Here is a 16,598-nt window from a genome sequence, read left to right on the forward strand (position 1 = left end):
TCGTGATCCCCCGGAGCTCCAGCTTCGGCTTTCGTTCGAGCGCTGATGTCATCTCAGCTGGGCGAGGACGGCGACGTGACCGTGATGGACCCGTCGACGATTCCGGCCTTGATGGTGTCGAGCTCGCCCTGCAGTGCCGGGTCGACCTGCGACTCGAAGTCGTGGAACGGCGCGATACCGACTCCCTCGTTCTCGAGCGTCCCGACGTACGGGGAGTTGTCGAAGTTGCCCTCGGCAGCCGCCGTGACTGCTTCCTCGGTACTGGTGGCCAGTCCCTTGGTGACGGAGGTCAGTACCAGATCGGAGACGGACGGGTCGGAGACGTAGACATCGGCGTCGGCACCGACGAGTGCGATGGGCCGGTTGGCGTCACGGATGGCCTGTGCGGCCGACTGGTAGATCGGTCCACCGACGGGGAAGACGACGTCCGCGTTCTGGTCGATGAGGCCCTGCGCGGTGTTCTTCGCGACCTCGTTGGCCTCGAAACCGCCCGTGAAGGAACCGTTCTGGGCGTCGACGTCCCAGCCGATGACGCGGACGTTCTTGTTCTTCTGCTCGTTGAAGTACTTCACGCCGTCCGCGAAGCCGTCCATGAAGATGGTGACGGTGGGGAACTGCGATCCGCCGAAGGTTCCGACGACGCCGGTCTTGCTGAAGCTGGCGGACGCATAGCCGGCCAGGAACGCGGACTGCGCGGTGTCGTAGGTGAGCGGCTTGACGTTGTCGAGCTCGATCGACGAGTCGTCGACGATGGCGAAGTCGATATCGGTGTTCTGCTCGGCAGCGGCCTTGGTCGCATCGGCCAGCGCGAAACCGACGGTGACGATCAGCTGACATCCCTGGTCCACCAGGTTGTTCAGGTTGGGCGTGTAGTCGGTCGGTGAGTTGGACTGCACCGTCTTGGCCTCGACGCCGAGGTCGCCGGCCGCGGTCTGCAGTCCCTCGTAGCTGAGCTGGTTGAACGACTTGTCGTCGAAACCGCCCGAGTCGGAGACCATGCAGGGGGTGAAGTCACCCGATGCGGAGCCGCCGCCCGCGTTGTCTTCGGGCGCCGACCCACAGGCTGTGACCAGGGTGAATGCGCTCGCGACTGCGACGGTGGAGAGTGTTGCTCGGGAGAAGGTGTTAGGCACCGGTGTGCTCCGTTTCGCTCGTGGCTGTGAAGGAACATTAACCCGAGCGTCGAACGAGCGCCGCGCGTCTGCCCGAAAACCCGCGTCGCACGGCTGCGGACACAGCACTAGGGCCGGACACCTGTCGGTGTCCGGCCCTAGTTGAAGTTTCGGTGGGTTACTCCGAAATCAGATCGCGCGAACGCCGCTCGCCTGAGGACCCTTGGCGCCCGAGGTGACCTCGAACTCGACGCGCTGGTTCTCTTCGAGGCTCTTGAAGCCGGTGCCCTGGATCTCGGAGAAGTGGACGAACACGTCGGGTCCATCTTCCTGAGCGATGAAGCCGAAGCCCTTTTCAGCGTTGAACCACTTGACGGTGCCCTGAGTCATGATTTTGCTCCCTTTTACAGCTGACATGTCGGGCTTCACACCGTGTGAAACCCGGGCCGGCACTGAACGTGACGAATTCCGAGTTTCCTCAGACGACGCGCACGCTCGCAACAACAAGTTCCCAGCGAGCGTGCATGAAACACGAACACACAAAAACTACGACCTGTCAGCTGGGATAAGGCTACAACACACCATGGACAGTGCGCTACCGGTACCGCGTGCGGTGACGAGATGCACTCGGCGGGTATACCCGGACGATGACCGATTCAGCCCGTCTCGTTGCCGATGCCCTCACGTCGATGCGCGATCGCGCACCACTCGTGCATGCCGTGACCAACTATGTGACAGCAGGTTTCACGGCCAACGTGCTTCTCGCGGCGGGCGCGAGCGCCGCCATGGTGGACAACGAGGACGAGGCCGCACTCTTCGCCGGGGTGGCCGACGCAGTCCTGATCAACCTGGGAACTCCGCAGCCTCAGCTCCGCGAGGTCTATCTGGCCACGGCGTCGGCGGCATCCGCGGCCGGCACTCCGTGGGTCCTCGATCCCATCGCCGCCGGAGGGTTGCCGTGGCGCGGCGCGCTCGCTCGGGATCTGCTGACGCACCGACCGGCGGCCGTCCGGGGCAACGCCTCGGAGATCATCGGGCTCGACGGTCTGTCGGCCGAGGGCAGTGACAGCCGCGGCCGGGGAGTCGACAGCTCGGACGATCCGGCGGACGCCGTGGAGTCGGCACGCAGGCTGCTGTCCCATGCCACCGCGGTGTCGGCGTCGGGCGAGATCGACCATGTCATCACTGCCGACGGCGTCGCGACGATCACGGGCGGCAGCGCGCTGATGACGAAGGTGACCGGCACCGGATGCTCGCTCGGCGCACTGGTCGCCGCGTACTGCGCAGCCGTGGACGACTACGGCCTCGCCACGATCGCGGCGCACACCCACGCGACGGTTGCCGCCGACATCGCGGCCGAGACCGCCACCGCGCCCGGCTCGTTCGCGGTCGCCTATCTGGACGCACTGCACGCTGTCACCCCCGATGACATCCTCCGGCGCGCGCACGTCGAGTGGCGGCCACGGTGACGTCACCGATCACCGACTACCTGGAGGCCGTGCTGCGCGACTGCCGGGACTCGGACGGCGGCGAGGTCCTCACGGGCAACCGCATCCTCTCGCAGGCCGACCCCGACGTGTTCTCGGTCGCCGTCGTCACCGTCGAGGGCACGGTCTACTGCGCCGGCGACGTGGACTCGTCCTTCTCGATCCAATCCATTTCCAAGGCACTCACCTACGCCCTCGCGCTGGCCGACCGTGGGCTCGACGCCGTGCACCGCAAGATCGACGTCGAGCCGTCGGGCGACGCGTTCAACGAGATCTCGCTCGAACGCGACACCGGCCGACCACGCAACGCGCTCATCAATGCCGGTGCCATCGCAGCACACTCGTTGGTCGAGGGGCGCGACGTCGAGCATCGCGTCGACCGGATCCTCGCGCTGCACTCCGCGTTCGTCGGCCGCGACCTCTCGATCGACGACGACGTGTTCGACGCCGAGATGGAGTCGAGCGACCGGAATCTGGCGCTAGCCCACATGCTCGCCTCGGTGAAGGTCCTCGAGTGCGATGCACACGAGGTCGTCACCGGGTACGCCCGGCAGTGCAGCATCGACGTCACCACACCCGATCTCGCGATGCTCGCCGCGACGATGGCGAACGGCGGTGTCCATCCCGGGAGCGGCGACCGGGTGGCGACGTCCGCCGTTGTGCGACAGGTGCTCTCGACCATGACCACGTGCGGGATGTACGACGGCACGGGCGACTGGATCGCGAACGTCGGCATTCCCGCGAAGAGCGGTGTGTCAGGGGCGATCATCGGCGTCCTGCCCGGTCAGCTCGGGATTGCCGTCCACTCCCCACGACTCGACGACCGTGGCAACAGCGTGCGCGGGGTCGAGGTGTTCGAGCGACTGTCGCGGGACATGGATCTGCACATGATGGACATCGCCCCGTCCGGTCACTCCGCGGTGCGCCAGGCCCGTGAGGAGGACGGCCGCACGGTGTACGAGCTGCAGGGCGACATCCGGTTCGCCGGCGCGGAGAACATCATGAGCCGCGTCCTGGCCGACCTCCCGGACGACCCGACACGCATCGGCTTCGAGCTCAAGCCCGCCCGAGCGGTCAACGGAGCTGCGGTGCGGCTGCTCGGTGAGCTGATCGAACGGCTGCGCAGCGACGGCCACGACGTCGAGGTGGACGACCCCAACGGGCTCATGTAGCCAGAGGGCCGGAGGCCGGCCGGAATCAGATGAGCCGAAGTTTCCTCCGTGAGCGGAAGGTGCGGGGGTTGCCGGTGAGCGGATCGGTGAAGCTCAACCGGCGTGCGAGCAACTGCAGGGGTGTCGAGAAGTCGTCGGGCGCCACGGACGTGAACGTCGGGTAGTACGGGTCGCCGTGGATCGGGATGCCGAGCGAGGAGAGGTGCAGTCGCAGCTGGTGCGTCTTGCCTGTGCGAGGGAAGAGCCGGTAGCGCGCCGCGTTGCCCACCCTCTCGATAATCTCCACCCGGGTCTCGCTGTTGGCCTCCCCGGGTTCCTCGTGCGCCGTCATGACGCCGTGCTCCTTGACGATGCGGCTCCGGACCGTGCGCGGGAAGTCGAGAGTGGCGTCGTACCCCGCGACGGCCTCGTACTCCTTGGTCAAGGAGCCGGTCGAGAACAGATCCTGGTACGCGCGTCGATACCGGGAAGCCCTGGTGAACAACAGCACTCCTGCCGTGGCGCGATCGAGGCGGTGCGCCGGCGTGATCTCCGGATCGTCGTACCGTCGGCGCAACCGCACCGTGGCGGTTTCGGTGACATGTCGGCCTCGAGGGATCGTGGCGAGGAAATGCGGCTTGTCGACGACGACGATCGCGTCGTCCTCGTAGAGCACGTCGAGTTCGAACGGGACGGGAACCTCCGCGGCGGGGACTCGGTAGAAGTACACGAATGCGCCTGCGCGATAACGGGTGTCACAGGTGTAGGGCCGACCACGCTCGTCGACCACCTCGCCGCGCGTCATCGCGGACGCCCACGCGTCGTCCGGGTATTCGGACCCGAGGTACTCGACCGTCGTGTCGGGGTGGTCTCCGTGCGGCAGCCTGATGCGCAGGGGAGCCAATCCGTCGCGGAACGGGAGCGGCAGAGCCGTCATGCGGGGTGGCACCCGGTACACATCAGCACCAGTCCCCGCCCGTGGCCGTCGTCCAGATCGACGTATCGCGACGTGGGAGTGCCGCAGCACGAACAGGTTCCGATGACAGCCGCGTGATCGGAGAACTCGACGGTCTGGCGCTGGTCGAAGACGTACAGCGAGCCCGACCACAGACCGTCGTCTCCGTACTTCTCGCCGTAGCGCACGATGCCCCCGTCCAGCTGGTAGACCTCGTCGAAGCCCCGCGACCGCATCAGCGAGGACAGCACTTCACACCGGACGCCGCCGGTGCAGTACGTGACCACCGGCTTCGACTTGAGGTGATCGAAGACTCCGGAGTCCAGTTGGGCGACGAACTCCCTCGTGTTCTCCACGTCGGGGACGACGGCGCCGTCGAACCGTCCCACTGCCGCCTCGAAGGCATTGCGGCCGTCGAAGAAGACGACGTCGTCGCCGCGCTCGGCGACCAACGCGTGCACGTCTTCGGGGGCGAGGTGCGTGCCTCCCCCGACGACACCGTCCGGTGTCACCTCGATCTCGTCGGGCGCTCCGAACGTCACGATCTCGGGGCGCACCCGCACGCTCAACTTCGGGAAGTCGTCGCCGCGTCCGTCCGACCACTTGACGTCCGCGTCCGCGAACGGCGCGTACTCCTTGGTACCGCGGACGTACTTCTTCACCGCGCGGACGTCCCCGCCGACGGTGACGTTGATGCCGTGCGGAGCGACGATGATGCGCCCGGTCAGGCCGTTCGCCGACGCCAGGGAGTGCTGCCACAGCCGGATCGCGTCGGGATCCGGCAACGGGGTGAACACGTAGAACAGCACGATCTTGGGCGTCGACACGATCGTCCAGTCTACGTCGTCCCGCGTCAGGTCAACGGCGGTGCCGGAGCCACGGTCTGCGTTCCGCTGGCCACCCTGAACCCCGCGCCGAAGTACGCCGCCGATGCAGGATCCTCCTTGGCGACGACGTACCAGTGGTCCATCTGGGCGCCGGCCGGCGTCACCTCGAAGACGCCGAACCCGTGCGTGTCCAGGTCCACGTACTTCACGTGGTGGTTGAACGCCTTGAACGCTTCCTCCGCCACGCGCCCGACGGTGTGTTCGGGCACCTTCAGGAAGTCGTCGATGTTGGCCGAGGTGACGGAGGTGACCACGAGTTCGGTGGCGACGGTGCCCGCCGCGGGATAGGCGGCAGCGTCGACCGGGATGTCGCACGCCCATGAGGAGTGGATGTCACCGGTGATGAAGACCGTGTTGTCGACACCCGCGGTGCGGATGGCGTCGAGGAGTCGCCGTCGGTCGGCGGTGTAGCCGTCCCAGGGATCGGCGTTGTAGGACACACCCGCGGCGGGGAGGCCGAGCAGTTCGGTGACGCCGCGCGCCGCCTCCGGCTCGAGGGGCGGGATGAGCGTCGGCGTGATCATGACCGGGTTGCCGACGATGCGCCACCGGGTCGGCGACGACGTCAGACCCGAGGTCAACCACGCCATCTGGTCGGCGCCGGTGATGGTGCGGTCGGGTGAGTCGACCTGCTCGCCCTGGAACGGGAGCACCTGCTTCGAGCGGTAGGTCCGCAGGTCGAGCATCGACAGTTCCATCAAGGTGCCGAAACGCAGCCGGCGGTAGAGATGGCGATTGTTCGCCGTACCCGCGGCGCGAACCGGCATCCACTCGTAGTACGCCCGAACAGAATTCGCCTTGCGTGTCGCCCAGTCGCCCTCGGTCGCGGGCTGATGATTCTCCGCGCCCGTGTCGTACGCGTCGTTGGCCGACTCGTGGTCGTCCCAGGTGCAGATCCACGGCACCCCACGATGCGCTGCCTGCAGATCGGGATCGGACTTGTACTGGCCGTGGCGGATCCGGTAGTCGGCGAGGGTGACGATCTCGTGCACCGGATCGTGGACCCGGACGACGCCGTTCTTCCCCTCGAAGCCGCCCGTCTCGTACTCGTAGATGTAGTCACCGAGGTGGATGATCGCGTCGAGGTCGGGCCGAGCGGCCAGGTGGCGGTACGCCGAGAAGTAGCCCGACTCCCAGTTCGCGCAGGACACCACACCGAACCTGAGCCTGGCCACGTCGGCGTCGGCAGCCGGCGCCGTCCGAGTGGTCGCGACCGACGAGGACTCACCCGCGGCGGAGAAGCGGTAGTAGTACGTCGTGGACGGGGACAGCCCACCGACGTCGACCTTCACGGTGTGGTCGCTGTCGGCGGACGTCGTGACGGAGCCGGAGCGGACGACGTCGGTGATCGCGGCATCGCGCGCCAACTCCCACGTGACCGTCGTGGCCGGACCACGTCCGGATCCCGGCACGGCATCCGGCGTCGGCGTGACACGGGTCCACAACAGAACGGCGTCCTCGAGGGGATCGCCCGACGCGACGCCGTGGCGGAAGACCGGTGACGTGCTTGCCGACGCCGTCCTGGTCGTGAGCGACGCGGCCGCTCCGACGCCCGCGGCGAGGGTCGTGGTGCGCAGGAAACCACGTCGATTCAGACGCGGAGATGATGACGTACTGCGGTGTTCTGTGTCGTCCACCCGCTGAGTTCATGCCATCGCGGGCGATCGGTCAAGTGAACAGGCCGTACAGGTTCGTCGGTCGATGGAACACCACGGTGGGGACCTCGCGTTGGAGGTGTTCATGAAGGCAATCGTGTACACCGAAACCGGCAGCCCCTCCGTCCTCACCGCGGTCGATCGCGACATCGCCGAACCCGCTGAGCACGAGGTGCGAGTCCGCCTCGTCGTGGCGGGCGTCAACCCGACGGACTGGAAGTCTCGGACGGGAGCGAAGCCGGGCGACAAGCCCTCGTTCGACGAGGTCGTGCCCGGCCAGGACGGTGCGGGCATCGTCGACGCGGTGGGTTCCGCGGTGGAGAACCTCGGGATCGGCGACCGTGTGTGGCTGTTGCTCGCCCAGCACGAGCGACCCACGGGAACGGCGCAGGAGTTCACGGTGGTGCCGTCCGACCGAGTCGTCCGCCTCCCCGACGGCGCGGACTTCGATCTGGGCGCGTCCCTCGGAGTTCCCGCGATCACCGCCCACCGCGCGCTCACCGTCGCGGAAGACGGGCCGTCGCGGCTGCATCCCGGCGCGTTGTCGGGGAAGACGGTTCTGGTCGCCGGCGGCGCCGGAGCCGTCGGTCATGCCGCGATCCAACTGGCGAGGTGGGCGGGCGCCACTGTCATCACGACGGTCAGTGGGCCGGAGAAGGCGGAACTCGCCTCCGCGGCGGGTGCTCACCACATCGTGAACTACCGGTCCGACGACGCGGTGGCCAAGATTCGCGAGCTCGCTCCGGACGGAGTGCACCAGATCGTCGAGGTTGCCCCCGCCCAGAACGCCGAATTGGACGCAGCAGTGGCAGCGCCTCGCGCATCGGTGGCGATCTACGCCAACAACGGTGGCGATTCCGTGTCCATCGACATCCGTCCCAGCATGGTCGGCAATATCCGCTATCAGTTCGTTCTCCTCTACACCGTCGGCACCGACGCACTCGAGGCTGCGAAGGAAGACGTGTCGGCTGCCGTGGCTGCGGGCGCCCTGCCCGTCGGCGACGATGCCGGCCTACCGCTGCTCCGTTTTCCCCTCTCGCGTACTGCCGACGCGCACGCCGCCGTGGAGTCCGGGGTGACGGGAAAGGTGTTGATCGACATCTCGACGCCCTAGCTCATGACCAATGACCGATAGGCCATTGACAAATGGCGTGATGGGGATCACCATTTGCCGATGATGGCGCGACGAGTGGCCGGTCTCCTTTTCTTCCTCGCCGTCGTCGCCTTTGTCGGCATGAGCACTCTCATCTATTCCAAGGCGTTCCGTTCCGTGGTGATGGTCGACCTGGTCACCGACACCGTCGGCAATGCACTCCCGCCGAACGCGGATGTGAAGATCCGCGGCGTCATCGTCGGCGAAGTACGGTCGGCCGACACGCAGGACGGGCGGGTGGTCTCCCACCTCGCCCTCGATGCGGATCAGGCCTCCGCCATCCCGTCGACGGTAACGGCTCGACTGCTCCCGAAAACGCTGTTCGGAGAACGGTACGTCGCTCTCCAAGCGCCGAAAGGGCCGACGTCGGACCCCATTTCGGCGGGAGACACGATCCAACAGGACGTCAGCGGGAATGCCGTGGAGGTCGGCCAGCTGCTCGACAGCCTGCTGCCGTTGCTCGACGCCGTGCCGCCGGACAAGCTCGCGTCGACGCTCGGTGCGCTGGCCCAGGCACTCGACGGGCGAGGTGAAGTGCTCGGACGCACCATCGACAGACTCGACCGGATCTTCTCGGCTCTGGGAGACGAACTACCGACCCTGCAAGCCGATCTCGCGGACTTCGCCACACTCACCGAGACCTACTCCACCGCTGCACCCGACCTTCTCGACGCTCTCGACAACCTGAGCGTCACGGGAAATACCGTGGTGGAGAAGAAGTCGGCGATCGACACGCTGCTCACCTCCGCCGTCTCGACATCCGGGAGCACTGCCGACCTGCTCGCCGCGAACGCGGAGTCGATCGTGTCGCTCTCGCGGGACACCCGCGGAACGTTCGAACTGCTGGCCGAGTTCTCACCCACCATCCAATGTGCGCTGCCCAAGTTCGCCGCCCTGATCGGCGACGCGGAACGCATTCTCGGAGTGAACGAGGAATACCCGGGGGCTCGCGCGACCGTCAATTTCGTCAATCCTCGCGGCCGCTTTCTGCCCAATCAGGACGAGCCTCGGCTGTTCGACGATCGACCGCCTGCGTGCTACCAGGACGTGACCGCACCGGGACGATTCTTCCCTCAGTATCCCGGCAGCGGCATCAACGACGGCTCGTACCAGCCGCCGTCGCGGAACCCCGGGCCGGCGGAGATCACCTACACGGAAGCTCCGCAGTTCTCCCCCGTGCCGACCGACGCGTCGTACGCAGGGTCGGACATCGAGCGCGACACCCTGGCCGTCGTCTACGGGCAGGGCAGTGGAGTCGAGCCGGAGGACGTGCCGGGGTGGACGACCCTGATCGGAGCACCGGCACTGCGCGGCACCGAGGTGTCCGTGCGCTGAGTCAGCTCGGTTCGATGACCGGCTCGGTGGACCACGGGAACTCGATCCACAGATCGGTTTCCCGCCAGGAGAAGTCGGGCGTGATGATGGTGCGCGGCTTGGTGTAGACGACAGCCGACTTCACCTCTGCTGCATGCTCGTTCAGCAGTCCCACGACGAGCGACAGCGTTCGACCCGAGTCCGCCACATCGTCGACGACCAGAAGCTTCTTGCCGACGATGGCATCCGTGTCGAGCAGAGGAGCCAGAACCACCGGGTCCGGCAGCGTCTCCTCCACCTCCGTGTAGAACTCGACGTTCAGGGTTCCCGCAGCCTTGACGCCCATGGCGTAGGAGAGCGCACCGGCCGGAATGAGTCCACCGCGTGCGACCGCGATGACGATGTCGGGGCGGAACCCACTGTCGACGACAGTGCGCGTCAACTCGCGGGAAGCAGTACCGAACAGGTCCCATGTCATCGTCTCGCGCATGGGAATCGAATCTACCCCGACGGCGCCGTAGCCACCCGACTGTTATCGCGGCCTACCCGTCACGGCCACTCGATCGTCTCCGCAGCCGCGATGTCGTCGATCACCATCGTCACGACGGCTTCGATGGGCGAACCGACTCGTGACAACAACGCCTCGGTCACCACCGCCGACGCCCGGATCGCGGACGCCGACGCCAACCGCGCGATGACGGTCTGCGACTCCCGGTGATCCTCGGGATCCTGACTGTCGTCGTCCGAAGCCTGTCGTTCTGGCTCGGGATGGACACCGAGCGTTCCGAGAACGACGGTCACGACGTCAGACGGGGACACATCCGGGTCACGCGATGCCGCGTCGCGTACCACCGCACCCACATCGTCACCGTCCAGACCGTCCGGATGCGCCGCTTCGAGGAGCAGGCGGAGCATCGCGGCGTATACGTCCTCGACCCGAACGCCCTTCTGCGAGGCCAACTCCGAGACTGCGGCCGACTTCGCGTCGGCATCCTCGTCGCGCAGCGACGCCGACAACCGGGTGATGCCGTCGGCCACATCCTTGGCGGAGGCCGGCCACCGTGCGGGCCAGGTCGTGATGGTCATCGAGGGGTCCTCTCGTCGGGTGCCGTCGACACAATCCCACGACGGTCCGACAGAACGATCACCGACGTTCGAACACTCCGCGGATGTACGCCGCCTGGCCGATGTGCTGCAGGTCGTCGGACACGACGCTGATCAGTCGGACGGCGAGCGTCACGGGTGGGTCCCAGTTCTCGTCGATCACACGGTCGAGGTCCTCTGCTGTGAGCGTGTCGAGGTACTCGACGGTGCGAGCGTGGACCGCGTCGACGTACCCGACGAGGAGGTCAGCGTCGACGTCGACCTTGCCCACGTCCTCCGTCGACTGCCCGTATCCGATGGCGTCGTCGTCGAAGGGGAGGCCGAACCTGTCGTTCCAGCCGTGCGCGGTGTAGACCTGCTCGCTGTCCGCGACGCCGGCGATGTGGTCGTCCTGCACGCGCGCGAGGTGCCAGACAAGCCAGGCGACGGTGTTGGCCTCGGGGTCGATCCGGTACGTCAGCGCCGCGGGGTCCAGCCCGTCCAGAGTCTGGTGCACCGTTTCCTTGATGCGGTCGTACGCGTCGATCAGCACGCCTCTGTGGTCCACCGGTTGTCTCCTTCGTGTCGGTGGCCCCAGTGTGCCCGAGTTCGAGCTCCCTTACCCCTCGCGAGTACGTCGAAAGTGTCGCGAAGCAACCCCCTTTCGCGACACTTCGGACGTACTCGCGGGGTGAGGGTCAGAGGAGTGCGCTGATGTCCGAGGGGAGTTCGGCGGTCGACACCGCACTCTCGGTGGCGACGCCGTTCGCGACGACGATGCGCGATACCCCCGCATCGGACAGCACGTAGAGGTCACCGGTGTTCGAGAACACGACGCCGGTGCCGTACCGCGCACTGGATGACACTGCGCGCGAGTAGAACGGCGTGCCGTCCGGTCCGCTGAGCGTCAGGGTGCTTCCCGACACCGATGCCGTCGTCGTGCCGCTGGTCGCCGAGCCGCCGTCCGCGACGAACGCGCTCGCCGGGGGTGGCGGAGGAGTCGTGCTCGTCGGCGGGGGAGGCGGAGGTGCTGCCGTCGTCGTGGTCGCGGGAGGCGTGGTGGTCGGCGCCGGGGCGACGGTGGTGGTGACGCCCGTCGAGGTCGGAGCAGACGTCGTGGGCGCCGCGGTGGTGGTCGCGGATGCTGCCGGTGCCGTCGTGGTGGTGGTGGTCGACGGAGCGACCCGCGCCGCGGCGAGCGGAGCGGTCGTGGGACCTGTCGTGGTGCCGGTGGTGTCGCAACTCGACGTGACGTTGGACCCCAGCCCGACAATCGAGATGTCGCGTGTCAGAGCGGGCGTCGACACGAAGTTGCCCACCTTCGACACGAGCGTCGCACGGTAGTTCTGAATGACGAACCCGGTATTCGGCGGTACTGCCGTCGTCGGCGCTCCCGGCGGCACATCGACGGTCTGAGTGGTACCACCGAGGAGCCCGGTGGGTGTGAAGACGACTCGATAGCCGTACAGCGGATCACCGGCCGGCCAACTCAGGTTGGCGACCCTGTTGCTTCCCGTTCCCGTCGTGGTGCAGGTGAAGCTCGCCGGTCGGACCATCGTCGCCGCGGTCGGGACGGCCCGGGCTTGCGCAGTGTCGTTCAGGGCTGCCTCGGTCCCTTGGGTCGCCGCGAATCCGGGGACCACCACGACCGCCACCAGTGCTGCCGCGACCCCGGAATGCACTCGATGACGACCGGGCGGGACCGGCGATTCCCTGCGGAGACTTGTCGGCCGTACAACGACGTACAGCAGTGCCGCCGCAGCGAGACCGCCGACGACCCACGCGAACGGTGTGGACAACCAGGACGCTGCGTAGCCCGCGTACGGCACGTGCGCGACGACCCGGTCGACGGAAGACAGGATGTACGGATCAGCGTCCGGTGTGGAGTTGGCGTCACCCTTCAGGATCAGGACGGCGGTCTGACCCTCGGCGAAGTCGACGCGGTCCACGCGGTGAGTGATGCGAGACCCGTCGGAGCGGAGCACGCTGACCACGTCTCCGACCTGAACCTCCACCGCGGACGTCTCACGCGCGAGCGCCAGCGATCCGGTGGGAATCGCCGGTTCCATCGAGCCCGATCGGAAGACCAAGGGTGTCAACGAGAACACGGAGGCGCAAGCCGCGAACACGATGCAGAGGGCGCCGAGCACAGCGGCGACGGTGAGTGCGCGGTCGGCGACCCGGCGCCGCCGATCGGATGTCTCGGACTGGTCAGGCACTTCCCACCCCCGTCGCAGCGAAGGTGAACGTCACGGTGTTGTTGACACCCTGCAGGGTGTTGGCTGCGTTGATCGACAGATCGAACTGCACACACAGCGACTCGGTTGCACCCACAGCCAGCGGGCGTGACGTGGTCAGGACGGGCGTCGTACCACCCGTGCACGTGAGACCGGTCGTGACAGAACTGACGGCGACACCGGTTCCGGCTCTCACCGTGGTGGTCAGGCTGGTCCCGAGGCCACCGGCCGACGTCACCGCTGTGGGGATGTAGGTGAAGGCGATGTTGCCGGCGTTCCGGACGTTCACGAGCGCCGCGGTCGACCTGCCGGGCAGGATGTTTCCCGCGGGCAGTGTGATCGTGGCGGGCGTAGGTGCGCCCTCTGTTCCGTTGACGGTGATGTCCACCGACCCGGTGAGGAACTGGCCGGACGTCGTCGTCGAGGACGTCGACCAGGCGGCGAGGGTCCCGACAGCTCCGAGACCGAACACGAGACCGGACGCCAGGATCGCCCGCACACGGACGCCTGCGGATCCGTCGAGGAAGGCGATCATGACGCGTGTCGCCCGGAGCGTCGTCGGTCGCGCGCTGCCGAGACGAACTGCAGTGCGGCGTACGCGACGAGCAGTGCCGCGCCGATGCCGACGACCGTGGTGCGCGTCTGACCGGTGAGCCAGTTGTTGACGTAGCCGAGGTACGGGATGGCATACCAGACTGCGCCGCGAATCTGGCCCGGCTGCACGACATCCGGGTCGGGCTGCGGATTGTTGTCGCCCTGAGTGGTGTAGACCCGAGCGCCGTCCTTGTCCAGACCGGTCGCGATGATGCGGTGCGTCACGACGTCGGGCTCGCCCGAGCGGATCTGGTACGTGATCGATGATCCGACGCTCAGTTGCTCGCTGGGCTTGACGACGACGAGGGTGCCCGGAGGGTACGTGGGTTCCATCGACTGGGTGAGGATCGTATACGGCTGCGCCCCGGCAACCTTGGGCACGACCACGGCGGCCAGAAGTACACCCACCACGCCGATCAGCAGCACCCAGGACAGAACGGTGCCGATCCACCACAACGGACCGGTGCGGCGTTCGGTCGCGTCCTCGTGTGTCGTCATCGTGTCTGCTCCACTGCGAAGGCGAAGCGGTGGGTGTAGGCCACCGCGCTGGTCGACGTGACCTGAGTGAGAGTCGTTCTGATACACCAGGTCTGACTCGCACCCTTGGCAAGGCTCTGCCATACCGGGGCAACCGCGGTGGTCGGAGCGGACGTCGTGAAGGTTCCGAAGGCCGTCCCCATCGGAGTGGTCGCGGAGCACGTGGCGCCAGAGGACAGCACCGCGCCGGCGAGGGACACCGTCGCGGCGGCGTTCGCCGTGGAGACGGCCGGGCCCGCAGCGGACAACCGGAAGCGCAGCGGGGTATCACCGGTGTTGGTGATCACCAGCGGCGCCTGCACAGCCTCGTTCAGAGCCACCGGGTTCTTGGTCAGTTCGCTGAACACGTAGTCCGACCCGGACGGCGATCCGGCGGCCAGTGACAACGTTCCGGTCCGAACGGTCGCACCGGCCACCGTGACGTCGTCACGCCAGAGCGCCCCGGTGCTCTGCACCGAGCCGAACACCAGGGCGGCGGCCCCCACGACCGCCGCCCCGAGCCACACTTTCCGCGGCACGTCAGTTCACCTCGCTGGATGGGTGTTCGGAATCAGGCAAATCGGCGCGTCAGGGAGCAGTCGTGCGGGCGGCCTGCTGCAGGTTGATCCGAAAGGCGGACAGGTTCACCGAGTCCTCGGTTCCCACCTGGTTCGGCGTCGTCTCGACGAACGTGACGGTCACCGTGACATCGACGAGGCGGTTGTTGTCCGCCTCCGTGATCTGGTTGTTGGCGAGGGGAGTGCCGTTGTACGTACTGACCAACGACACCGGGGTGTTCGTCGGGGTCAGTTCGCCACTGCGCTGGATGCTCTGAGCATCCGCGGCGATGGTCGCACGGAGATTCTCGCCGTCAGCGAGTACTCGGTACTGCGCCTTGTACTGGAGGACGTCGCCCGGAACCATCCGGAACGTGGCGATGTCGAGGGGTCCCGGCGTCTTGACCGGACCCGGCGAGACGTCGGTCCACACACCTGCGGCAACCGGCGAGATGTCCAGGTTGCCGGCCGTGATGGTGCCGCCTTGGACGGTCTCGGCGTCACTCCACAGCGCGTAGCTACCTGCGCCACCGAGCAGGAGGATTCCGGCGGCACCCGCAGCGAGGGCACCCTTCGTGGTCTTGTTCATGGGTTTCACTTCCGTCGTTGTCCTCCACGCCGGACATCGGCGCGGTACAAACCATTACTTCGCGAACTGATTACCCATTCGTTACACGACCCAAAGCGGATGGGAACCGTCGCGAAGACTGTCGAAGAATGCGCAGATCGTCGCTCCGAGAGTCGACTTCACGTCGTTCCGGTCGGCAATCGGGCCTCGCACCTGCCGTTTGTCGTCCATTGATGACCATTCTTTATTAGACGCCAAAATGGCGTCGCAGTGCAGGAATTGCCTCCATTGTCGATCCATCCGGCCGATACGTGCCCTGCAGAAAACTTGAATATTGTTTCGAGATTCACGGTTTCGGGCATGAACCGGCCGTCGAACCCCCTCGAGAAGGACCCTCATGACACCTGACATCACTGCCGCGACGCCCTCGTCGGACGTGGCCCGGCCGAGCTCCGTGTGGCTCGTCGTACTGAGCGCGATCGTGGCGGTGGTCGGTGGATTCCTCGGCTCGGGCGCCGTCGTCGGCACACCGATCGCGGAGGCAGCGGACGGTGCGCTCAGCGCCACCGCAACTCTCGTCGCTCCCGCCGGACCGGCGTTCTCCATCTGGTCGGTCATCTACCTCGGACTGATCGCTTACGCCGTCTGGCAGGCACTGCCCGCCCAGCGTCGGTCGGAGCGGCAGCGAGCACTTCGTGTGCCCATCTCCGTGACGATGCTGCTGAATGCCGCCTGGATCACGGTCGTGCAGTTCGGGCAGGTGTTCCTGAGCGTCGTCGTGATCGTGGCACTCCTCGCGAGTCTCGCGTTCGTCTTCGCTCGACTGATCGCGGCGCCTCGAACGACCGCGGTCGACACGGTGATCACCGACGGAACCATGGGCCTGTACCTGGGCTGGGTATCCATCGCGACAGTGGCGAACATCAGCGCGTGGTTGACCTCGATCGGAGTCGAGTCCGCCGCCACCGTGTGGGCAGTCGTCGTGCTGGTCGTCGCGGCGGCCGTCGGACTGTTCCTCGCAACGGTGTCCGCGGGCCGCATCGCGCCTGCTCTGTCGTTGTCGTGGGGTCTCGGCTGGGCAGCGCAGGGACGCCTGTCCGGAGAAGTCCTGAACACCACGGTCGGGTGGACGGCCGCGGCGGCTGCGATCGTGGTCCTCGTCGGCACGATCGCCGTGCGGGTGCGGCGCACCGCGACCTCACACTGACGTTTGTGCGGTAGCCGGGGCGTCACCCCGGTCGATACAGATCCTGAATCGCTGTAGTGCAAATTTGACTTGGACTTGTATGACTGAGGGTCCTAACGTCAGTCGCACACGCACCACAGCGA

18 protein-coding genes are annotated in these 16,598 nt (G+C 66.8%); 5 read left to right on the forward strand and 13 right to left on the reverse strand.

Going from position 1 to position 16,598, the window contains the following annotated elements; all coding sequences use genetic code 11:
• Nucleotides 1-53: 53 nt before the first annotated feature.
• Nucleotides 54-1,133, reverse strand: a complete 1,080-nt coding sequence (locus tag ASG64_RS11055) for a BMP family lipoprotein (RefSeq protein ID WP_056073593.1) — start codon at nt 1,131-1,133, stop codon at nt 54-56.
• Between the two features lie 168 nt (nt 1,134-1,301).
• Nucleotides 1,302-1,502, reverse strand: coding sequence for a cold-shock protein (locus ASG64_RS11060; RefSeq protein ID WP_027504730.1), 201 nt, complete (start codon nt 1,500-1,502; stop codon nt 1,302-1,304).
• Nucleotides 1,503-1,759: 257 nt separating this feature from the next.
• Between ASG64_RS11060 and thiM the strand changes: the two genes are divergently transcribed.
• Together thiM and glsA are read left to right on the forward strand one after the other, a co-directional pair.
• The gene (gene thiM, locus ASG64_RS11065) at nt 1,760-2,581 is read left to right on the forward strand and encodes a hydroxyethylthiazole kinase (RefSeq protein WP_056073596.1); all 822 of its coding nucleotides are present in this window, start codon (nt 1,760-1,762) and stop codon (nt 2,579-2,581) included.
• Complete coding sequence (gene glsA / locus ASG64_RS11070) at nt 2,578-3,771, forward strand: glutaminase A (RefSeq protein ID WP_056074322.1); 1,194 nt, start codon at nt 2,578-2,580, stop codon at nt 3,769-3,771. Before thiM ends, glsA begins: the two co-directional genes overlap by 4 nt.
• 25 nt (nt 3,772-3,796) lie before the next feature.
• On the opposite strand, the gene ASG64_RS11075 is transcribed toward glsA, so the two are convergent.
• Genes ASG64_RS11075 through ASG64_RS11085 form a run of 3 tightly spaced genes read right to left on the reverse strand, consistent with a single transcriptional unit; the run spans nt 3,797 to nt 7,229 of the window.
• The gene (locus tag ASG64_RS11075) at nt 3,797-4,687 is read right to left on the reverse strand and encodes a pseudouridine synthase (protein ID WP_056074323.1); all 891 of its coding nucleotides are present in this window, start codon (nt 4,685-4,687) and stop codon (nt 3,797-3,799) included.
• A complete protein-coding gene (trhO, locus tag ASG64_RS11080) occupies nt 4,684-5,532 on the reverse strand; it encodes an oxygen-dependent tRNA uridine(34) hydroxylase TrhO (RefSeq protein WP_056073597.1) in 849 nt (282 codons plus the stop codon). Before trhO ends, ASG64_RS11075 begins: the two co-directional genes overlap by 4 nt.
• 26 nt (nt 5,533-5,558) lie before the next feature.
• Complete coding sequence (locus tag ASG64_RS11085) at nt 5,559-7,229, reverse strand: alkaline phosphatase D family protein (protein WP_200933461.1); 1,671 nt, start codon at nt 7,227-7,229, stop codon at nt 5,559-5,561.
• 103 nt (nt 7,230-7,332) lie between these two features.
• Here ASG64_RS11085 and ASG64_RS11090 point away from each other — a divergent pair, with 103 nt between their 5' ends.
• Complete coding sequence (locus tag ASG64_RS11090) at nt 7,333-8,361, forward strand: NADPH:quinone reductase (RefSeq protein ID WP_056074325.1); 1,029 nt, start codon at nt 7,333-7,335, stop codon at nt 8,359-8,361.
• Nucleotides 8,362-8,424: 63 nt separating this feature from the next.
• Complete coding sequence (locus ASG64_RS11095; RefSeq protein WP_056073599.1) at nt 8,425-9,735, forward strand: MCE family protein; 1,311 nt, start codon at nt 8,425-8,427, stop codon at nt 9,733-9,735.
• A gap of 1 nt (nt 9,736) precedes the next feature.
• On the opposite strand, the gene ASG64_RS11100 is transcribed toward ASG64_RS11095, so the two are convergent.
• The 8 genes from ASG64_RS11100 to ASG64_RS11135 all read right to left on the reverse strand — a co-directional run bounded on the left by ASG64_RS11100 (nt 9,737) and on the right by ASG64_RS11135 (nt 15,290).
• Nucleotides 9,737-10,204, reverse strand: a complete 468-nt coding sequence (locus ASG64_RS11100; RefSeq protein ID WP_056073601.1) for a phosphoribosyltransferase — start codon at nt 10,202-10,204, stop codon at nt 9,737-9,739.
• Nucleotides 10,205-10,263: 59 nt separating this feature from the next.
• The gene (locus ASG64_RS11105; RefSeq protein WP_056073602.1) at nt 10,264-10,800 is read right to left on the reverse strand and encodes a hypothetical protein; all 537 of its coding nucleotides are present in this window, start codon (nt 10,798-10,800) and stop codon (nt 10,264-10,266) included.
• 58 nt (nt 10,801-10,858) lie between these two features.
• Complete coding sequence (locus ASG64_RS11110) at nt 10,859-11,365, reverse strand: mycothiol transferase (RefSeq protein ID WP_056073604.1); 507 nt, start codon at nt 11,363-11,365, stop codon at nt 10,859-10,861.
• Between the two features lie 130 nt (nt 11,366-11,495).
• A complete protein-coding gene (locus ASG64_RS11115; protein ID WP_056073607.1) occupies nt 11,496-13,016 on the reverse strand; it encodes a signal peptidase I in 1,521 nt (506 codons plus the stop codon).
• Nucleotides 13,009-13,569 carry a hypothetical protein gene (locus ASG64_RS11120; RefSeq protein ID WP_056073609.1) on the reverse strand — a complete coding sequence of 187 codons (561 nt, stop codon included), beginning with the start codon at nt 13,567-13,569 and terminating at the stop codon, nt 13,009-13,011. Before ASG64_RS11120 ends, ASG64_RS11115 begins: the two co-directional genes overlap by 8 nt.
• A complete protein-coding gene (locus ASG64_RS11125) occupies nt 13,566-14,126 on the reverse strand; it encodes a signal peptidase I (protein WP_056073611.1) in 561 nt (186 codons plus the stop codon). The genes ASG64_RS11120 and ASG64_RS11125 overlap by 4 nt, the downstream gene beginning before the upstream one ends.
• Nucleotides 14,123-14,683, reverse strand: coding sequence for a hypothetical protein (locus ASG64_RS11130; RefSeq protein WP_156388357.1), 561 nt, complete (start codon nt 14,681-14,683; stop codon nt 14,123-14,125). The genes ASG64_RS11125 and ASG64_RS11130 overlap by 4 nt, the downstream gene beginning before the upstream one ends.
• A gap of 49 nt (nt 14,684-14,732) precedes the next feature.
• Complete coding sequence (locus ASG64_RS11135; protein WP_056073614.1) at nt 14,733-15,290, reverse strand: alternate-type signal peptide domain-containing protein; 558 nt, start codon at nt 15,288-15,290, stop codon at nt 14,733-14,735.
• Between the two features lie 376 nt (nt 15,291-15,666).
• Here ASG64_RS11135 and ASG64_RS11140 point away from each other — a divergent pair, with 376 nt between their 5' ends.
• A complete protein-coding gene (locus ASG64_RS11140) occupies nt 15,667-16,476 on the forward strand; it encodes a TspO/MBR family protein (RefSeq protein ID WP_056073617.1) in 810 nt (269 codons plus the stop codon).
• The last annotated feature ends 122 nt before the right edge of the window (nt 16,477-16,598 follow it).

This window comes from Rhodococcus sp. Leaf247 (assembly GCF_001426185.1).
GTDB lineage: Bacteria > Actinomycetota > Actinomycetes > Mycobacteriales > Mycobacteriaceae > Rhodococcoides.

What these genes read in the sequence shown, in the direction of transcription:
- thiM (WP_056073596.1), top strand. Translation starts at nt 1,760, where the DNA reads ATGACCGATTCAGCCCGTCTCGTTGCCGATGCCCTCACGTCGATGCGC.
- ASG64_RS11140 (WP_056073617.1), top strand. Translation starts at nt 15,667, where the DNA reads ATGACACCTGACATCACTGCCGCGACGCCCTCGTCGGACGTGGCCCGG.
- ASG64_RS11100 (WP_056073601.1), bottom strand. Translation starts at nt 10,204, where the DNA reads ATGCGCGAGACGATGACATGGGACCTGTTCGGTACTGCTTCCCGCGAG.
- ASG64_RS11120 (WP_056073609.1), bottom strand. Translation starts at nt 13,569, where the DNA reads ATGATCGCCTTCCTCGACGGATCCGCAGGCGTCCGTGTGCGGGCGATC.
- ASG64_RS11105 (WP_056073602.1), bottom strand. Translation starts at nt 10,800, where the DNA reads ATGACCATCACGACCTGGCCCGCACGGTGGCCGGCCTCCGCCAAGGAT.
- ASG64_RS11060 (WP_027504730.1), bottom strand. Translation starts at nt 1,502, where the DNA reads ATGACTCAGGGCACCGTCAAGTGGTTCAACGCTGAAAAGGGCTTCGGC.
- ASG64_RS11095 (WP_056073599.1), top strand. Translation starts at nt 8,425, where the DNA reads ATGGCGCGACGAGTGGCCGGTCTCCTTTTCTTCCTCGCCGTCGTCGCC.
- ASG64_RS11075 (WP_056074323.1), bottom strand. Translation starts at nt 4,687, where the DNA reads ATGACGGCTCTGCCGCTCCCGTTCCGCGACGGATTGGCTCCCCTGCGC.
- ASG64_RS11135 (WP_056073614.1), bottom strand. Translation starts at nt 15,290, where the DNA reads ATGAACAAGACCACGAAGGGTGCCCTCGCTGCGGGTGCCGCCGGAATC.
- ASG64_RS11090 (WP_056074325.1), top strand. Translation starts at nt 7,333, where the DNA reads ATGAAGGCAATCGTGTACACCGAAACCGGCAGCCCCTCCGTCCTCACC.
- ASG64_RS11125 (WP_056073611.1), bottom strand. Translation starts at nt 14,126, where the DNA reads ATGACGACACACGAGGACGCGACCGAACGCCGCACCGGTCCGTTGTGG.